This is a genomic window from Bradyrhizobium jicamae (assembly GCF_018130695.1).
Classification (GTDB): Bacteria; Pseudomonadota; Alphaproteobacteria; order Rhizobiales; family Xanthobacteraceae; genus Bradyrhizobium; species Bradyrhizobium jicamae_B.
Genome location: NZ_JAFCJX010000010.1, coordinates 44,999 through 62,790 on the forward strand (window position 1 = coordinate 44,999; position 17,792 = coordinate 62,790).

20 protein-coding genes are annotated in these 17,792 nt (G+C 63.0%); 8 read left to right on the forward strand and 12 right to left on the reverse strand.

The annotated features are described in order from the left end of the window. Positions 1–24 precede the first annotated feature (24 nt). The 6 genes from JQ604_RS16080 to JQ604_RS16105 form a co-directional block, all read right to left on the reverse strand. Positions 25–1,044 (reverse strand): TRAP transporter substrate-binding protein, encoded by a 1,020-nt coding sequence (locus JQ604_RS16080; protein WP_212358394.1) that lies wholly within the window; start codon positions 1,042–1,044, stop codon positions 25–27. Positions 1,045–1,377: 333 nt separating this feature from the next. Then, positions 1,378–2,184: an NAD-dependent protein deacetylase gene (locus JQ604_RS16085; RefSeq protein WP_212358395.1), complete on the reverse strand. Its 807-nt coding sequence runs from the start codon at positions 2,182–2,184 to the stop codon at positions 1,378–1,380. 13 nt (positions 2,185–2,197) lie between these two features. After that, positions 2,198–3,103 carry a hypothetical protein gene (locus JQ604_RS16090; protein WP_212358396.1) on the reverse strand — a complete coding sequence of 302 codons (906 nt, stop codon included), beginning with the start codon at positions 3,101–3,103 and terminating at the stop codon, positions 2,198–2,200. Positions 3,104–3,201: 98 nt separating this feature from the next. Continuing rightward, complete coding sequence (locus JQ604_RS16095; protein WP_212358397.1) at positions 3,202–3,522, reverse strand: HigA family addiction module antitoxin; 321 nt, start codon at positions 3,520–3,522, stop codon at positions 3,202–3,204. 117 nt (positions 3,523–3,639) lie between these two features. After that, positions 3,640–4,443, reverse strand: coding sequence for a hypothetical protein (locus tag JQ604_RS16100; RefSeq protein ID WP_212358398.1), 804 nt, complete (start codon positions 4,441–4,443; stop codon positions 3,640–3,642). A 343-nt stretch (positions 4,444–4,786) separates the two neighbouring features. Then, positions 4,787–5,092 (reverse strand): hypothetical protein, encoded by a 306-nt coding sequence (locus tag JQ604_RS16105; RefSeq protein WP_212358399.1) that lies wholly within the window; start codon positions 5,090–5,092, stop codon positions 4,787–4,789. Between the two features lie 511 nt (positions 5,093–5,603). Here JQ604_RS16105 and JQ604_RS16110 point away from each other — a divergent pair. Continuing rightward, complete coding sequence (locus JQ604_RS16110; RefSeq protein ID WP_212358640.1) at positions 5,604–6,446, forward strand: class I SAM-dependent methyltransferase; 843 nt, start codon at positions 5,604–5,606, stop codon at positions 6,444–6,446. Between the two features lie 115 nt (positions 6,447–6,561). Here JQ604_RS16110 and JQ604_RS16115 read toward each other — a convergent pair whose 3' ends face one another. Next, a complete protein-coding gene (locus tag JQ604_RS16115) occupies positions 6,562–7,641 on the reverse strand; it encodes a S1/P1 nuclease (protein ID WP_212358400.1) in 1,080 nt (359 codons plus the stop codon). A gap of 102 nt (positions 7,642–7,743) precedes the next feature. Between JQ604_RS16115 and JQ604_RS16120 the strand changes: the two genes are divergently transcribed. Both JQ604_RS16120 and JQ604_RS16125 read left to right on the forward strand, forming a co-directional pair. Continuing rightward, positions 7,744–8,634, forward strand: coding sequence for an SMP-30/gluconolactonase/LRE family protein (locus tag JQ604_RS16120; RefSeq protein ID WP_212358401.1), 891 nt, complete (start codon positions 7,744–7,746; stop codon positions 8,632–8,634). 82 nt (positions 8,635–8,716) lie between these two features. Further along, on the forward strand, positions 8,717–8,989 hold the full coding sequence (locus JQ604_RS16125; protein ID WP_212358402.1) for a hypothetical protein: 273 nt from the start codon (positions 8,717–8,719) through the stop codon (positions 8,987–8,989). A gap of 12 nt (positions 8,990–9,001) precedes the next feature. Here the strand turns inward: JQ604_RS16125 and JQ604_RS16130 are convergent, their stop codons facing one another. Beyond that, entirely contained in the window at positions 9,002–9,808 is an 807-nt protein-coding gene (locus JQ604_RS16130) for an enoyl-CoA hydratase/isomerase family protein (RefSeq protein WP_212358403.1), read from the reverse strand. An 88-nt stretch (positions 9,809–9,896) separates the two neighbouring features. On the opposite strand from JQ604_RS16130, the gene nthA reads away from it, so the two are divergent. Genes nthA through JQ604_RS16145 form a run of 3 tightly spaced genes read left to right on the forward strand, consistent with a single transcriptional unit; the run spans position 9,897 to position 11,586 of the window. Beyond that, a complete protein-coding gene (gene nthA / locus JQ604_RS16135; RefSeq protein ID WP_212358404.1) occupies positions 9,897–10,544 on the forward strand; it encodes a nitrile hydratase subunit alpha in 648 nt (215 codons plus the stop codon). Then, on the forward strand, positions 10,544–11,203 hold the full coding sequence (gene nthB, locus JQ604_RS16140; protein WP_212358405.1) for a nitrile hydratase subunit beta: 660 nt from the start codon (positions 10,544–10,546) through the stop codon (positions 11,201–11,203). Before nthA ends, nthB begins: the two co-directional genes overlap by 1 nt. Further along, positions 11,203–11,586, forward strand: coding sequence for a nitrile hydratase accessory protein (locus tag JQ604_RS16145; protein WP_212358406.1), 384 nt, complete (start codon positions 11,203–11,205; stop codon positions 11,584–11,586). Before nthB ends, JQ604_RS16145 begins: the two co-directional genes overlap by 1 nt. A 293-nt stretch (positions 11,587–11,879) precedes the next feature. Here the strand turns inward: JQ604_RS16145 and queC are convergent, their stop codons facing one another. Beyond that, entirely contained in the window at positions 11,880–12,608 is a 729-nt protein-coding gene (gene queC, locus JQ604_RS16150; protein WP_212358407.1) for a 7-cyano-7-deazaguanine synthase QueC, read from the reverse strand. 117 nt (positions 12,609–12,725) lie between these two features. Here queC and JQ604_RS16155 point away from each other — a divergent pair, with 117 nt between their 5' ends. Together JQ604_RS16155 and mazG are read left to right on the forward strand one after the other, a co-directional pair. Further along, on the forward strand, positions 12,726–13,250 hold the full coding sequence (locus JQ604_RS16155; protein ID WP_212358408.1) for a hypothetical protein: 525 nt from the start codon (positions 12,726–12,728) through the stop codon (positions 13,248–13,250). Positions 13,251–13,353: 103 nt separating this feature from the next. Next, positions 13,354–14,208 (forward strand): nucleoside triphosphate pyrophosphohydrolase, encoded by an 855-nt coding sequence (gene mazG, locus JQ604_RS16160; protein ID WP_212358409.1) that lies wholly within the window; start codon positions 13,354–13,356, stop codon positions 14,206–14,208. A 145-nt stretch (positions 14,209–14,353) separates the two neighbouring features. On the opposite strand, the gene mgtE is transcribed toward mazG, so the two are convergent. The 3 genes from mgtE to hfq all read right to left on the reverse strand — a co-directional run bounded on the left by mgtE (position 14,354) and on the right by hfq (position 17,514). Next, positions 14,354–15,724 (reverse strand): magnesium transporter, encoded by a 1,371-nt coding sequence (mgtE, locus tag JQ604_RS16165; protein ID WP_212358410.1) that lies wholly within the window; start codon positions 15,722–15,724, stop codon positions 14,354–14,356. 147 nt (positions 15,725–15,871) lie between these two features. Then, on the reverse strand, positions 15,872–17,254 hold the full coding sequence (hflX, locus tag JQ604_RS16170; RefSeq protein ID WP_212358411.1) for a GTPase HflX: 1,383 nt from the start codon (positions 17,252–17,254) through the stop codon (positions 15,872–15,874). Positions 17,255–17,265: 11 nt separating this feature from the next. Next, complete coding sequence (gene hfq / locus JQ604_RS16175; protein ID WP_006020546.1) at positions 17,266–17,514, reverse strand: RNA chaperone Hfq; 249 nt, start codon at positions 17,512–17,514, stop codon at positions 17,266–17,268. Positions 17,515–17,792: the final 278 nt, after the last annotated feature.

The window sequence follows — 17,792 nt, forward strand, 5'->3', positions numbered from 1 at the left end:
ACGGCCCCCTGCACTCAAGGATGACTAGGACAGTTTGCCGACCGACTTCTCCAGCAACTCCCAGGCCTGCTCGCCGTACTTGCCCTTCCACTCGGCATAGAACCCGGCGGCCTTCAGCTTCTCGCGGAACGGCGCCACGTTGGGCTGGTTGAAGGTCAGGCCTTTGCCAGCGAGCTCCTGCTGCAGGCCGGCGTTCAGCTTGGCAACGTCCTCGCGCTCCTTGATCGCGGCGGCGTTGATGTGCTTGGCGACGACGGTGCGGACATCCGCTGGCAGTTTTTCCCACGCACGGCGGTTGGCCAGGAACCAGAAGCCGTCCCACATGTGATTGGTCAGCGAGCAGTACTTCTGCACCTCGTACAGCTTGGCGGTCGAGATGATCGCCAGCGGGTTTTCCTGGCCCTCGACGATCTTGGTCTGCAGCGCAGAATAGACTTCGCTGAAATTGATCGAGGCGGGCGCCGCATCGAACGCCTTGAACATCGAGGTCCACAGCGGCGACACCGGCACGCGGATCTTGAAGCCCTTGAAATCCTCCGGTCCGTTGATCGGCTTGGTCGACGACGTGGTCTGGCGGAAGCCGTTATCCCAGATGTTGTCCATCACCTCGAGGCCGGCCTTCTTGATCTCGCCGCGGACATAGGCGCCGAGGTTGCCGTCCATGGCTTTCCAGACCGTGTCGTAATCCGGGAACGCGAAGCCGATGCCGTTGATCGAGGTTGCCGGAACCAGGGTCGACAGGATCAGGCCGGACAGCGTGAAGAACTCGATGCCGCCGGAGCGAATCTGGCTCAGCATGTCCGTGTCGGAACCGAGCTGGTTGTTCGGGAAGATCTGCAGGTCGAATTTGCCATTGGTTTCCGCCTTGATCGCGGCCGCCATTTCCTTGGCGCGCTGGTTCAGCGGATGGCCGTCGGGCAAGTTGTTGGCGTACTTGTAGGTAAATTCGGCCGTCTGGGCGCGCGCCACCAGCGGCGCTCCAATGCCGCCCATGACAGCGGTGGCGGCGGAGGCCTTCAATAGCGTGCGTCGTGAAAAGCTCATCGGTTTCTCCCTCGAGAGGCTTGTTGTTCTTGAATATGGATATACGGACCTGACGACGTGGGGTCACCAATGATCTCGTGCGCGAGGTCGCTTATTGCAGCGTCCGTCCGTCGCGGCAACATGGGCTTTCGCCACATGGGGCGGATTCAAAAATCTGAAAAACAACCCCATGCACAGTAGCCGTCAACGCGCGGGTCGCGGCATGGCCCGTCGCGCCGAGAACTGGGCTCGAATGAATGAGCCGTGCGAGGAATTCAGCCTAAATATCTGATCTAATTGTAGATATAAATATTCCATAATATACCTTATGCGAATTATGGATATGGGCTCGGTCTACAAGAGAAACCCAAGGGCCGCCTCGCAGCGGTCCTGGACCTTTAGGGTCAGCAAGTCGTCTGCACGTGTTCTGCCGAGATTGACGGCGGCGATTGGAATGCCGAGCCGAGCGGCCGCTTGGGCGAACCGGAAGCCCGAATAGACCATCAAGGAAGAACCAACGATCAGCATCGCGTCAGCCCGCTCCAGAGCCTCCATGGCCAGGGTGACCTGAGTTCGCGGAACGCTCTCGCCGAAGAACACGACGTCAGGCTTCATAAGTCCGCCGCAGGACGCGCAGTGCGGCACGGCGAAGCCCGAGAAGTCTTTGTGGTCGAGCTCGGCGTCGCCGTCAGGCAAGACGGCGGCATCGTGGTCGACCCAGGCGGCGTTGAGGTTCATGAGGCTGTCCTGAAAGTCGGCGCGGCGTTGGCTGGCGGAACAGGTCGTGCAACGGACGAGGTCAAGGCGCCCGTGGAGGTCGATCACCACCCTGCTCCCAGCGGCCTGATGCAGTCTGTCCACGTTCTGGGTGAGCAGCATTTGACTCCGACCGCTGGCTTCGAGCTGGGCTAAAGCGCGATGCGCGTCGTTGGGGACGGCTTGCCCGAAGTAACGCCAGCCGATCATGCTGCGGGCCCAATAGCGTCGGCGCGTTAATTCGTCGGCCATGAACGCTTGGAAGCGCACCGGCTGAGTTCTTTTCCAATTGCCGTTGACGTCACGATAGTCGGGAATGCCCGAGTTCGTGCTGCAGCCGGCGCCGGTCAGAATGAAGAGCCGCCGGTGGCCCTCAATGAACTTCTCGAGTGCGGATTTGATCATACGTCTTGTGATTCTACGTTCCGTTGGCCCATCCGATGTCACGTAGCGTGAACCCTAACACGTGAAGCGCCAGTTCTGCGTCTTCATCAACGGGGTCGCGCAGTCCCTTCGTATGTGCCTCGTTGGTCTTCCCGCGGGAGTGCAGCCTCGCGACGACTTTTGCGAGATTGCTCACCATGCCCTTTTCGTAAGGCGGCCGGCCGACGATCTCGCCGATCTTTCCAAGGTCGGCGCCGAGAATGGATGGGTCATGTCCTGAGGCGACGAGCCAGCGGGACAGCAGGACGGTCATGGTGTTTCGACATTGATCGATGACTGAGATCGGAGTTTCCCGGAAGGCGGCGTTGAGTGCACGCTCGACCGTCTGAGAAATCGCTGGTTCGAACTCGACGGGAATTTTCGCCACATCGACGGCCGGAAGGATGCCGAATGCCGAAAGAGACTTCAGCGTGACCATGACGCAGCCATTGGCAACGACTTCGGTTTGTATGATGCGCCACGCAGACGCGGCGTCTCTCACTCCCAAAGCAAGCTTCAATCCCATGCCCCGGTGCGGCTCTCGAAGCAACGAGACGCACGCCTTGTAGGCGTACAAATTCTTTGTTGTTCGACCTTGTGCGCCAACGCTTCGCCCGCGAGGGTCTTCGTAGGGGTCCGGTAGGACCCGATATTGTACCGGCTGTGCGGGCTCGGGCTCGAAAAGCCGCCCGCGTCGCGCTCGCGTGACGGGATCGAACGTGTCCTCTCGAAATACCCACGACATAGGAGAATGTGCAATTCCCGTCGGCAGGTCGTTCCAGTCCTCCTCGCGCTTGATCAGCTTGCCCTGTGTGACCGTCGGTCTAGGCACGACAGGAAGCACGGGGCCTTCGAGCCCTTCATAGACAAGGCCGGACTGTCGATCGATCCCCAGATACATCGCTGTCCCCTCGTCTCGTTGCGCCCTCAAGGATCCACGCCGCCTCCTGCTCCCGTCGCTCGTCGCCGGCGCTGAGACCGCGGTGCTGTCGGATCGGGCTAGGCCGGCATATCCGCAATGAACTCGGACTCCGGCAAAAGACAGCGAACAGCATCGGTTACGCCGGCGAGTTTCTTTTCGGCGTCGAAGAGATCGACCGCAGTCTGCAAATTGATCCAAAATTTCGCAGAGGTACCGAGCGCCTTGCTCAACAGAATTGCGGTCTCGGCAGTGATCGCCCGCTTGCCGTTGATGATCTCGTTGACGCGAAAGCGCGACACGCCCATCGCTTTTGCGAGTTCGTCTTGAGTGATTTCGTAGTGGGTGAGAAACTCCTCGCGGAGTATCTCACCCGGAATGCTCGGTCGCCGTTCAGTCATGTTTAGCCTGTGTCTTCCAGCTTGATGCTGACAGCCTTTCCAAGCTGCCATTGGAATGTCACCCACCATTGACCTTCGGTGTTGCAGCAGAAGGTGGGCGGCTCGGTGTTTTGGCGCTTAGCGATGCGTCCCCGCCCCGCAATGCGGCAGTCCTCCAGCTTGGTGGCTGCGAGCAAGATGTCGATTTGTGTGGCGGCTCGGCGTGCGACGCTTTCGGGCACGTCCTTCCGGTGCCGCCCATTGAAAACGTCGTCTGTTCGCTCGTCGGCGAACGGTTGCATAGGAGTTCTCCCTCGAAAATGGATGTGTCGCTTCATCAGACGACGGCGTCGTCCAGTTCGGCTCCATTTCGGGAGGAGAGATTCCGGTTCTCACGCGGTAGCGGTGGATGGCTACACGCGCGGCATCGTCGCTGCGCAAAAATGCGCGGGTCCGGCTGAAGAAGAACTTGCGGATGCGGCAAATGCGTTTTTCGAGGGCGCGCTTGATCGCAAGTTCGATCTCCTCGGCGTCCGTTTCGGACAGAAGCGCGTGCGCGAATTCGTGGAAGTGAAGAAGGAGTAGTTCGGGGTCCGGGAGAGTATATTCCGTAACCGCGTGGTGGTTTCCGTCGATAACGAACTGACCCGGCAGGATGCTCTTCCAAGCATCCGCGATCTCGTCGCGGATTGCACAGATCTGCTTCCGGGAGAGGAACGCTTCATCCGTCTGCGCTCGGGTTTGCCAAAACGGACTACGGGCCGCCTTGCCGCCCAAGATCGACTCGGGCCCGAGCAGCTCGGCCGGGTCGAAGTCGAGCTTGTCGTAGATCGACCAGAAGCGCTTCTTCTTTGTGCTGTTGTCGTCCTTCAGCGCGGCGGCAAGTCGGATGACGTCGAGCGCGCGGCTGAAGCCGGCGCCAACCGCGAATTTGAGGATCACGGCATTAGTCGTCGCAGCGGGGATGAGCATCCCAGCTTCAGGCAACAATTTCGGCTCTAGCATCAATCTGACTGACATAGGTTCCATTATGTCACACATTGTGTGACATTTCAAGCTCTCAAGGGCAAATTTGCCAGCTTAATGGGAGCCGCACCGCAAAGAGAGGATCCGCGGATAGCTGCATCGGAAATTCCGTGCCGCTGGCGCAGTCTTCACGCTTGGACGCCGACCGAATTTCCGATGCCGTAGCATTTGGCCTCAAGCGCGAAATCGACCAGGACTGAACCTGCGCCGCGCCCTATTCTCATCTTTCTGATTGCGTCGCGTCCGCACGCACAACCCACTAACGGCCCTTGACGTACTTCATATCTTCGCCGGCAGGCGGTGGGCCGAGCACCTGTACATCCCAGGCATGGTTCGTGTGCACGAATTCGTTGCCACCCTCTTTATCGGACAGTTTCGCGTAGCACAGGAAGCGCGTACCCAGCGGATGCGCTCGACGGAGAGCCTTGGGAAATCGTACCCGCAAATTGCGCGGGAGCGCCTGACCGGCGATGGGTCTCACGTGCAGATCACCGTGAAGGCCACCGCCGCTTTCGTGATAGGTCTCGACGACGATGAGGATGTAAGGCTCCTCGGGCTTTGCCACCTTCGCCTCCAAAATCAGCAACGCATATTGCTGTATACAACTTAACGGCGCAACGTCGCATCGCTTACCGCAAATCTCTAACCTTTTCCCGGAGACGACCATGGCGATCGACGACGCACGTCCGTGCCCTTGTCCTTCATGGTGGCGTCAAAGGCTGCGCCGGGATCGGCGACCTCCTCCGCCTCTCGACAGCGGGCACCGCCACACGAGACGCGACTCAGGGAGCAAGAACCCAAGCCTGCTCGGCGAGGAAATGTCAGGAAAATTTGGTGGGATTTGAGGTGCGTGCGCTCGCGCGCAACGCGCTGCCCTTGCTCAAGTAATATACACAAAACATAGTTTCGATCAAGAATTGTACTTTCGCTCTGCCTTCGCCAGTTTCCCCGAAGCCAAACGGCTCTCGCATCCATTTGAACGCCTCGACGCAGTGCGACGTGTCGCGCTGGGATCATGATTGATTCCGGCGCGCGCGCTGCAACGAGGATTCGTGTTCTCTCACACAGGTGAATTCATGACAGAACGACCACCAAGCCGGACCGCCCTGGGCGCAGCAGGATATCGTGCAGCGCACCAGCAATTCGAGGGCGGCAAGGTGTTTTCCGACCCCCTAGCCCGCGTCATTCTCGGTGACGATGCCGACGCCATCATCGCGAGCCTGTCCGCCGACCCGACACAGCGGGGCATGCGCATCTTCATGGCGGCGCGCAGCCGCTTTGCCGAGGATTGCCTTGGTGGTGCGGTGTCACGTGGCGTCCGGCAGGCCGTGGTTCTCGGAGCCGGATTCGATACATTCGCGCTGCGCAATCCCTTCTCGGATCTGGGGTTGCGGGTTTTCGAGGTCGATCATCCCGCGACGCAAGCCTGGAAACGACGACGTCTGTCAGAGGTCGGCCTCGTGGTTCCGGCGTCGCTTACCTTCGCGGCCGTCGATTTTGAAAGTGACGATCTCGGCCAAGGGCTACGCGATGCCGGGTTCGAGGCCGATCGCCCAGCGTTCTTCATGTGGCTTGGTGTCGTTCCCTATCTGGAGCGCACCGCTATCGCAGCCACTTTGCGTTACATCGCTGGTGTCCCGAAATCAGAGGTCGTTTTCGATTACAGCGAACCCTTGGAGAATTACCCGCCGGAGCGGCGGGACGCGGTCGTTGCACTCGCGGCTCGCACCGCTGAAATCGGCGAACCCTGGCTCAGTCATTTTAATCCCGATGAGATCGTGCAGGAGCTTCTCGGATACGGCTTTGACGATATCGAAGACCTCGGCATGTCCGATCTGGCTATGCGTCTGGGGGCTCCCGCCGGCGCTCCCGAGCGCGGCCCCGGTCCGCATTTGATCCGGGCGGCGCATAAAGCGTAGGCGGGGCGGATTACGGCCCGGTGCGCCCATCAAAGCGCACCGGGCAAACCCCTCGTCTAGCGGCCCTTGAACCTTGGCTTGCGTCGCTCCAGGAACGCGCCTCGAGTTGGCACTTCTATGGCGACGGCCAGATCGTGTTCAGCAGCTCCGCGAGCCTTGCCCCGCCCTTGGCCAGCTGCTTCCGCTTGATCGCATCAGAGGCCTGCAGATAGTCGGCGTGGTTGTCGTAGGTCGCGGTCCATTTGATTTTCGCCGGCGGCGGTGTCGGCTTGAAGCTCAGGCCCTTGAAGGCGTCGTGGGCGACCAGCAGCGTGTCGGTGGCCCAGGCAACTGGCCAGCTCTCCGGCGCCCCCTGGCTCGGCGGCACGGACTTGGCGGCGTCCATCAGCTCGCTGGTGGCGCCATCGCCGATGTCGCCGGGAATGTCATCCCAATTGTGATGCAGGTTGATGGTCTGGAACGGCGCCGCGACGCTGTCCTGGATCGCGTTGCCGCCGATGGTATCGGTGTCCGGGTCGACCTTGTGGTCGATATCGGGATCGACCAGCTTGCCGTTGCCGCCGAGATAGACCGAGCCGACATGCAGCGGCTGGTGCAGATCGCCCATCAGATGCGCCAGCAGCAACAGCGCGTCCTTCTTGTCCTTCAGCGAGAACGGAAACGTCGGCGGCACCGGCTTGCCCTGCAGCACGGCGATACAGGCGCTCATGGCCGCCACGATGTCATGCGGATTGGTGCCCTGAAAATGGCGGTCGAAGGTCGAGCGCTGGATCGCGATGTCGGCGAAATGGAAGGTGTTGTGGCAGCCACGCTCGAAGCCGTCGGGCGTGTAGGAGCAGGTGTCCCAATTGCGCTTGGCGTAATCCACCATGCGCGCCCTCTCCCGCGCCGAATTGAACGGCGTGCAGGGCACCTCGAACTCCAGATGGTCCGGATCGACTTCGTAATGGAAACGGCCGTCGTCGTGACGCACCACGGCCTTCACGCAATCCGGCCACGGCGCGGCCTTGCGCAAATCGATGCCGGTCAGATCGAAGTCGTTGAGGATCTGCTTGACCTGCTCCTTGGCGGCCGGCTTGAGCAGCTGATCGGCGATCGCGCCGGTCACACGATGGCCTTGGGAGCCCCAGGCCAATGCCGGCGTGGCGTTCAGAAGGCCGGCCAATGCCGTCAGCATTGCGACAATCCTCAGCATAACGTCCTCCTGCTCGCGGCTCCGCCGTAGTTGCGGCCTGCAATCAATACAACTATCATGCAATGACGCGGATGCGACACGGTTTCGCGACATGGATTTCCTATGGCAGACCTCCCGCAACCCATCGGCATTCCCGACCGGAGCTTTCCGGAAAGCCTGACGTCGACGCGCGACGGCGCGCTCTATGTCGGCAGCCTCAACCTTGGCGGCGTGGTGCGGATCCGGCCGGGCGGCAAGGCCGAGCCATTCATCGTGCCGGGGGCCAATGCCAGCCGCTCGGTGCTCGGCGTGCTCGCCGAAGAGGCCAGCGGCACGCTCTATGTCTGCTCGAACGACATGACCGGGATCGGCATCCCCGGCCCCAGCGACGTCAAGGGCGCCTGGCTGAAGACGTTTGATCTCGCCAGTGGCGCGGCGAAGGGCAGCTTCGCCCTGCCTGAGCCCAAATCGATGAGCAACGACATCGCGGTTGGCGCCGACGGCACGGCCTATGTCACGGATAGCTTCACGCCGCACGTCTATTGCCTGCGACCCGGCGCCACGGCGCTCGAGGTCTTCGTGTCCGATCCGCTGCTGGCGCCGGCCAAGGACGGCGTCGGTCTCGACGGCATCGCGTTCGGTCCGGACGGACATCTCTACGTCACCCAGTTCATTCCGGCGGCGCTGCTCAGGATCGAGGTCCGGGACGGCAAGGCAGGCCCCGTCACGCGCCTGACGCCATCGCAGCCGCTGGACCGGACCGACGGATTTCGTCCGCACGGCGATGGCTTCCTGCTGGTCGAAGGCGCCGGCCGGCTCGACAGGATGATTGTCCGGGGCGACGACGCGGTGATCGAGACGCTGCAGGATGGTTTCGCCGAACCGGTCGGCGTCACGGTGGTTGGCGACGTCGCCTGGGTCGCGGAGGGCAAGTCGTCGTTCCTGTTCGGCGCCAACAAGGGCCAGGATCCCGGCCCGTTCGCTCTCAAGCCGGTGATCCTGTCGCCGATGTAATCCAATCTCATGCGTTTGTGCGTAGCGTTGAGGGCTGAGCGCGACGTAGCCTTGCGCGGGGTCATCAACTGGAGCGCTCGGTATGATCAGAGTCATCTCCACCGCCTGTGTCGCCGTCCTGCTCACCGTTCCCACCACCGCGAGCTTCGGTCGTGGCGGCGGATCGCAGCACGGCACCAGCGGCTTCGCCATGCATGCCGATGTGCCCGGCACCAATGCTCTCGGCACCGCGCAGTCGTCGTCCGGCACCGGCAACCCGACCAAGGGCGTGGCGATCGGGACCGATCCGGCGATCGCGCGCATGGACGCCACGGTCGACAAGATGGTCAAGGGATCGATCTGCCGCGGCTGCTGATCCACCTGACCTTCAACGGCCCCTGAAGCGCGGCTTGCGCCGCTCGAGGAAGGCCGCGACGCCCTCCTTGTGGTCCTCCGTCATTCCAGCGAGTGCGAACTGGTCGAGGTCCATATGCGCGGCGAGATCGTCGAGCGCGTGCGCGAGGCGATTGACCGTCAGCTTGGTCATCGCGACCGAGATCGGCGGTTGGGCCGCGACCTTCTCCGCGAGCGCCATCGCCCCTTCGAAGGATTTCCCGGGGTCAGCCACCTGCTCCACCAGGCGCCATTCATAGGCCTGCTCCGCCGAGATGCGATCGTCGGCCAGGATCACGGCCTGCTTGGTGCGCGCCGGGCCCATCAGATGCAGCATCCGCGGCACGCTCTGCCAGCTCATGTTCATGCCGAGCCCGATCTCGGGGACGCGCATATGCGCATCGCGCGCCATGACTCGGAAGTCGAGCGCGACCGCGAGCGCCACGCCGCCGCCGACGCAAAAGCCCTCGATGGCGCCGATCGTGACCTGCTCCATCTCCTGCCACGCCCGCGTCAGCCGCGGCCCGAGTTTCAGGTGCCGGCGCAGCGCGCCCATATCCATGGTCTTGCGCGCGCGGCCTTCGGCGTCCTTGAGATCGAAGCCGGCGCTGAAGCATTTTGCGCCGCCGGTCAGCACGACGACGGACGTGTCGCCGTCATCCTCAAAGCTGCGCGCGACGTCGGTGAGATCACGCAGCGCCTGCGGCGACAGCGCATTGATGCCGTCGCCGCGATCGAAGCGCACCACGGCAATGCGGCCCTCGGGTCCGAGGCCTTTTTCGATTGTCACATGGTCGGCCACAAAATACCTCCCTGCTCGCGTTGTTGTGTCGGATCCTTAGCAACGGCCCGCCTCGACATCACCCGGATTCTTCGCCTATCCTCCCCGCATGAGCGGACATGACCACGACCATCACGATCACCATCATCACCACGATCACGACCATTCCGAACTGTCGGAGACCGAGCTGCGCGTGCGCGCGCTGGAATCGATCCTGACCGAGAAAGGCTACGTCGATCCGAGCTCGCTTGATCTGCTGATCGAGCTCTATGAGAAGAAGATCGGTCCGCGCAATGGCATCCGCGTGGTGGCGAAGGCGTGGAGCGATCCGGCCTATCGCGCGCGTCTGTTGAAGGATGCGACCGCCGCGATCGCCGAGCTGGATTATTCCGGCCGCCAGGGCGAGCACATGGTGGTGGTCGAGAACACGCCCGACCAGCATAACATGGTCGTGTGCACGCTGTGCTCCTGCTATCCGCATCCCGTGCTCGGCCTGCCGCCGGTTTGGTACAAGTCGGCCCCCTATCGCTCCCGCGCCGTCGCCGATCCACGCGGCGTGCTCAGGGATTTCGGCGTCGCGCTGCCGGAGGCGACGAAAATCCGCGTCTGGGATTCGACCGCCGAGATCCGATACCTCGTGCTGCCGATGCGCCCCGAAGGCACCGACGGCTGGAGCGAGGAACAGCTCGCCGAGCTCGTCACCCGCGACAGCATGATCGGCACCGGTCTCGCGAAGCAACCCGGCGAGGCATCCTGATGGACGGCGCGCATGACATGGGCGGCGTGAAGGGATTTGGTCCCGTCGTCCCCGAGGCGAACGAGCCGGTGTTCCACGGCGAATGGGAGCGCCGCGCGTTTGCGTTGACCGTCGCGATGGCCCGCCCCGGCGGCTGGAACATCGACATGTCGCGCTTCGCCCGCGAGAACCGTCCGCCCGACGACTATCTCAGCAAGAGCTATTTCCAGATCTGGCTCGCAGGCCTCGAGACCTTGATGATCGAGCGTGGGCTCGTCACGCGCGAGGAGATCGAGGCTGGCCAAGTGCTCGCGCCGCCGAAGCCCGGCATCAAGCCGGTGGCGCCTGATGAGGTCACGCCGGCGATCCGGCGCGGTGGCCCGACCGAGCGCCCTGCTCCGGCGCCTGCCTTGTTCAAGGACGGTGAGATCGTGCGGATGAAGGACATCCATCCGACCACCCACACCCGCCTGCCCCTCTATGTCCGCGGCCATCTCGGCACCATCGAGATGAACCATGGCTGCCACGTGTTTCCCGATCTGAACGCGCTGGGCCAAGGCGAGAATCCGCAATGGCTCTACACCGTGCGCTTCGACGGACCTGAGCTTTGGGGCGCCGGCACCGACCCGACGCTCTCCGTTTCCGTCGATGCCTGGGAATCCTATCTGGAGCGCGCCTGATGTCACTCGGTCCCCAACAGGCGATGCGCGCCGCGGTCGCCGTGCCCGGCGTGCCTCGCGATGAGGATGGCCCGGTGTTCCGCGAGCCCTGGGAAGCGCGCGCCTTCGCGATGGCGCTGGCGCTGCACGAGGCCGGCGTCTTCACCTGGAATGAATGGGCGGAGGCGCTGGGCGCCCAGATCAAGCGCGCGCAAGCCGCCGGCGATCCCGATACGGGCGAGACGTACTATCGGCACTGGCTGGCCACGCTGGAAACGCTGGTCGCCGCCAAGGGCGTCACCACGCCGGACAATTTGCACCGCTACCGCGACGCCTGGGACCACGCCGCCGACCGCACCCCGCACGGCAAACCGATCGAGCTGACGCCGGGGGATTTCGGGTAGCGCGCCGTCATTGCCTGCAACAAACGCGAAGCGTTTGTGCAAGGGAGCGAAGTGACGAAGCAATCCATGCATCCGCCACGCGGTGGCATGGATTGCTTCGCTTTGCTCGCAATGACGGGGATAGGTTCTGATTAAATATCAAACAGCCTAATCGTGTCATCACCCGCGCATGCGGGTGATCCAGTATTCCAGAGACGCCTGCGATTGTACCGATGGGCCGCGGCGTACTGGATCGCCCGCATTCGCGGGCGACGACAGTTGAGGTATGCGTCCGCAGCCCCCTACGGCGCCGATCAATGATCCCCGCGCGTGCTGCGCGCCGCATACTCCCGCCAGCCTTTGGCGCGCAGCGCGCAGGCCGGGCATTCGCCACAGCCATAGCCCCAGTCGTGCCGGGCGCCGCGTTCGCCGAGATAGCAGGTGTGGGATTGCTCCCGGATCAGGTCGACCAGCCCTGCCCCGCCGAGATCATGCGCAAGCTGCCAGGTTGCGGCCTTGTCGAGCCACATCAGCGGTGTGTGCAGCTCGAAATTTTTGGCCATGCCGAGGTTGAGCGCGGCCTGCTGCGCCTTGATGGTCTCGTCGCGGCAATCGGGATAGCCGGAGTAATCGGTCTCGCACATGCCGCCGACGATGTGGCGGATGCCGCGGCGATAGGCCAGCGCCGCAGCGAAGGTGAGGAACACCAGGTTGCGGCCGGGCACGAAGGTGTTCGGCAGGCCGTCCGCTCCCATCTCGATCGCGACGTCACGCGTCAGCGCCGTGTCGGAAATCTCCGCCAGCGTCGGGATCGCCAGTGTGTGGCTGTCCCGGAGCTTGGCGGCCCAGTCCGGCCGCATCGCCTTCAGTTCGGCCAGCAGGCGATCGCGGCGATCGAGCTCGATCGCATGACGCTGGCCATAGGCGAAACCGAGCATCTCGACGCGGGCAAAGCGGGACAGCGCCCAGGCGAGGCAGGTGGTGGAATCCTGGCCGCCGGAGAACAGCACCAGCGCGGTTTCAGAGGTGGATTGATCGCTCATGGGCTTCAACTAATTCACTTCCCTGCGATCATCAACGTGTCAGGATACGCCGCCCCGACAGCACGTCCGTTGCAAGCGCATGCGCGCTATGGTAGTGGAGAAATAAATAAGCACCTGATGGAGGAGTTCGAGGGTTTGGTCAACAGCGGTTTCAAAGTCTCGCAAGACGGCCGCTTGCTGTTCTTTCCATGGGGCGTGCTGAGCCGTGGATACGTGGTCCCCTCGGAGGACGATTATTGGCGACTCCAGCGACTGATCACCGCCTGCATGGTGGTCACCACCGCAGTCATCCTCGTACCCACCTTCTTTGGCGCTTACGCCGTTGCGGCCGTTCTGGTCGTCGCCGTGCTTGTCCTCTATTACGTCTGGACGCGGCTCGCGCTGCGTCACTTTGAAGTGGTCGACGAAAGATTGTCGTTCCATGAAATCATGACGCCGGTGGCCCATGCGCTTGGTCCGGTCAAGCTCTGGCTATCGGTAATAGGCTCCTTGGTATTTGTCTTGGTCGGTACACTGCTGTTCATCCTCACGCCTGGTGACTGGCTGTTTCCGCTCGGCATCATCGGCTTTTTCGGTCTCGGTGGAGTAGCAGCTATCTACATGCTCATCCTGCGATATCGGACGGCCGAGACGGAAGCCTGATCGCGGCGGATCGGTGGAAATTGAGGGTGACACCGGCCGGTTCCGCTGGGCTCGCGTGGAAGGTTTTGGCATAAAGCCCAAACCATCCACGTTCCGGTGCCCGATGACCCCTTCCCGCGATATTTCCCGCCTGATCGAGATCATGGCTGCGCTGCGCACGCCGGTGACCGGATGCCCGTGGGACCTCTTGCAGAATTTCCAGACCATTGCGCCCTACACAATCGAGGAGGCCTATGAGGTCGCGGACGCGATCTCGCGCAACGATTTCGAAGACCTGCGCGACGAGCTCGGCGATCTCCTGCTGCAGGTGGTCTATCACGCCCGCATGGCCGAAGAGCAGAATGCGTTTGAATTCGGCGATGTCGTCGAGGCGATCACGAAGAAGATGATCCGCCGCCATCCGCATGTCTTCGCCGACAAGGACGGCAACATCCAGCCGGCCGGCGTCAAGAGCGCCTGGGACCGCATCAAGGCCGAGGAGAAGGCCGAGCGCGCCGCGCGCCGTGGACCTGACGACCTCGCCCACTCGTCCCTGCTGGCGAGCGTGAAAGCCGGCCTGCCCGCGCTGTCGCGCGCGATGGAATTGCAGCGTAAGGCCTCCACCGTCGGCTTCGACTGGAACGACCCGCGCGCCGTGTTGGCCAAAATCCGCGAGGAAGCCGACGAGATCGAGGCTGCGCTCGACCGCAACGACAGCCAAGAGCTGGCGGAAGAAACCGGCGACCTGCTGTTTGCCGTCGTCAACCTCGCCCGCCACGTCGATGCCGATCCAGATGCGGCGCTGCGCGCCACGAATGCAAAATTCGAGCGGCGGTTTGCCTATATCGAGCGGACGCTGACTGCGAAGGGACGTTCGCTGAACGATGCGTCGCTGCAGGAGATGGATGCGCTGTGGAACGAGGCGAAGACGAAATCCCCCACTGTCGTCCCGGCGAAGGCCGGGACCCATACCGCGTGATCTATCGATGGACTGAGGCAGCTAATATCACGCGCGCAAGCCACGCCACGAGTGGGGCAACTGCTCTCGTGCTCAGCAACACGATTCGGTGGTTATGGGTCCCGGCCTTCGCCGGGACGACAATGTCGCGGCAGTAGCGGCCGCCTCACAGCAGCGTGCCGCGCAGAATCACCGCCGCCACGCCGAAATAGATCACCAGCCCTGTCACGTCGACCAGCGTCGCCACGAACGGCGCCGATGCGCTCGCGGGGTCGAAGCCGATGCGCTTGAGGATGAAAGGCAGCATCGAGCCCGACAGTGATCCGAACGTCACGATGCCGACCAGCGCCGCGCCGACGGTCACAGCGACGAGGCCCCAATGCGGGCCGTAGTCGAACAGGCCGAGCGTCTGCCAGAGCGTGATCCTGACGATGCCGATCACGCCGAGAATGGCGCCGAGCGTGATGCCGGTCGGCAGTTCGCGAATGGCCACGCGCCACCAGTCACCAAGCCGCACCTCATGCAGCGCCAGCGAGCGGATCAAGAGCGAGGTGGCCTGCGATCCGGAATTGCCGCCCGAGCTCATGATCAGCGGAATGAAGAGCGTCAGCACGATCGCCTTCTCGAGCTCGCTTTGGTAAGTCTGCATTGCGGTTGCCGTCAGCATTTCCGACAGGAACAGCGCGCACAGCCAGCCGGCGCGCTTCTTGATCATTTCGCCGAAACTGATCCGCAGATACGGCTCGTCGATCGCTTCCATGCCGCCGAACTTCTGGGCGTCCTCGGTCGATTCCTCGACAATGGCGTCGATGACGTCGTCGACCGTGACGATGCCGAGGATGCGGCCGGGACCGTCAACGACCGCGACCGCGAGCACATCGTAACGGGAGATCAGCCGCGCCGCCTCCATGCGGTCGGCTTCCGGCGAGACCGTCAACGGCCGCCGCGCCGGCGCCGCGGTCAGCACGCTGGCGTGCGGGTCGCCCGAGATCAGGCGGCGCAACGGGACGGCCTGGATCAGCGTCTTCTTGACGGGATCGATCACGAAGATCGAGTAGACCGTCTCGCGCGTGCGCTCGACCATGCGGATGTGATGCAGCACTTCTGCGATGGTCCAGGTCGCGGGCACGCTGACGAACTCCGTCGTCATGATGCTGCCCGCGCTGCGCTCGGGATAGGCGAGCAGTCCGGAGATGACGGTGCGGGTCTCAGGGGTGAGCCCGTTCAGCAGCGTGGTGCGCAGCGGCTCGATCAGCTCCTTGAAGATGTCGGCCGCGCGGTCGTCGGAGACGCCGGACAGCAGCGCGACGGCCGTCTCGGTCGGCAGTTCCGCGATGATCTCGCAGGTGCTGGCGAGCCCGGGCAGATCCAACACCTCGATCGCCTTCTCGGCCGGCAGCGACCGCAATATCGCTGCGGCCTTGTCCGGGCCATGTGCATTCATCGCCTCGACGATGTCGGGCGCACGCTCCTGGGCCAGAGTCCCCGTCCCGTTGCCGAGCTTGTCGCCCGCCATGGCTTCATTGGCATTCTGCATGGATCGGCCCTCGCCTTTGCACTCCGCAGCGCAATGGACCAAGACGACGCCGATTTCAAACAGAAAGTGCGGCAACCTGCCGCACCCGGGCAAAGTCATGTCATTGTCATGGTTTCCGATATTGCCCCAGCTGAAACCGTGCGGGACCTAGGCGCCTGATGGTACGGCATCAAACCGGTTCATCACGATATCCCGCTTCGTCTCATCGACGCGGACGGTCATGTCGAAGCGCTCGCCGTGCAGCTCCTTGTTCAGCACCTCGGCGTTGCGATGCAGCCAGGAGATGCCGGCGCCGTCGGACGCTGATATCGAGAGATTGAGCGTCATGCGCTTGGCCGCAAGGCGGTCCTCGATCGCGGTCAGCAGATCGTCGATCCCCTCGCCCGACACGGCCGACACCAGGAAGCACGGCCGTTCCGGCGGTCGGCGCGCGGCGATATTTTTGAGATTGTCGCGCTCCTCGGGATCGAAGCGGTCGATCTTGTTCCAGACCTCGATGATGCGGTTGCCGGAATCGGCCGAGGGATCGATGCCGAGCTGCCGCAGCACGTTCTCGACGTCGGCCTCCTGCGCCTCGGCATCCTCGTGCGAGATGTCGCGAACATGCAGGATGATGTCGGCCTCCAGCACCTCCTCCAGCGTGGCGCGGAAGGCGGCGACGAGCTGGGTCGGCAAATTGGAGATGAAGCCGACAGTGTCAGAGAGCATCGCCTTGCCGCCATGCGGCAGCGTCAGCGCGCGCAAGGTGGGATCGAGTGTGGCGAACAGCATGTCGGCGGCCTGCACGTCGGCACGCGTCAGGCGATTGAACAGCGTCGACTTGCCGGCATTGGTGTAGCCGACGAGCGCCACCACGCGATACGGCACGCGCTGGCGGCCGGCGCGATGCAATCGCCGCGTCGCCTGCACCTTCTTCAACTCGCCTTCGAGCTTGGTGATGCGCTCGCTGATCAAGCGGCGATCGGCCTCGATCTGGGTTTCGCCGGGGCCGCCCATGAAGCCGAAGCCGCCGCGCTGGCGTTCCAGATGGGTCCAGGACCGCACCAGGCGCGAGCGCTGGTAATTCAGATGCGCCAGCTCGACCTGCAGCGCGCCCTCCTTGGTCTTGGCGCGGCGGCCGAAGATTTCCAGGATCAGGCCGGTGCGGTCGAGCACCTTGGTGCTCCAGGCCTTCTCGAGATTGCGCTGCTGGATCGGCGACAGCGCGCAATCCATCACCACGAGCTCGACATGCTCGCTGGCAACGAGACCATTGATCTCCTCGACCTTGCCCTTGCCGAGATAGGTGGCGGGACGGATCTGGCTGATCGGCGCCGGCAGCGCCTGCGCCACGGTGAGATCAATGGCGCGCGCGAGACCGGCGGCTTCTTCGATCCGCGCCTCATAATCGCGAACAGACGATTCCGTTTGCGCATCGCCGTCGCCACGGCGCGTGCGCAGGTAAGGGCCGATGACGATCACTCGCCCGGTCTTGCTGTTCCCCGCCGATCGCGGACGATCGGCGCCCCCTTCACGATCGAAGGGTTCCAATCAGGTCACTCTCAAGCAGGCGCATCCTCGCCGCCTTCGAACAGCTGGATCGGCGCACCCGGCATGATGGTCGAGATCGCATGCTTGTAGACAAGCTGCGAGTGACCGTCGCGCCGCAGCAGCAGGCAGAAATTGTCGAACCAGGTGACAATGCCCTGCAGCTTCACTCCGTTCACCAGAAAGATCGTCAGAGGCGTTTTTGTTTTACGAACGTGATTTAGGAAGGTGTCTTGTAGATTTTGTGCGCGGTCTGCCGCCATTGTTTTTATCCCGCAGTTTCGTGCTTCTTTTTTTGTTGGACCGAGTGTTGCCCTCTCGCGGAGCCTCTCCCGGCCACCGTCCCACCCTGAGATCCCCCTCCGGCAGGCTCGGCGTTAGGATTAGAGGCCACGCGCGCTTTTTAGGCAAGCCGGTTCCTGCGCCACTCCGTACGAACACGGTGGCAATTCTACGAAATCGCTGCGAAAGAGATGAATATTCTCAAGCAGCTGTTTGAATCCCCAGCTTTCGGGCAGATAGCCGCACCCGATCCTGACAA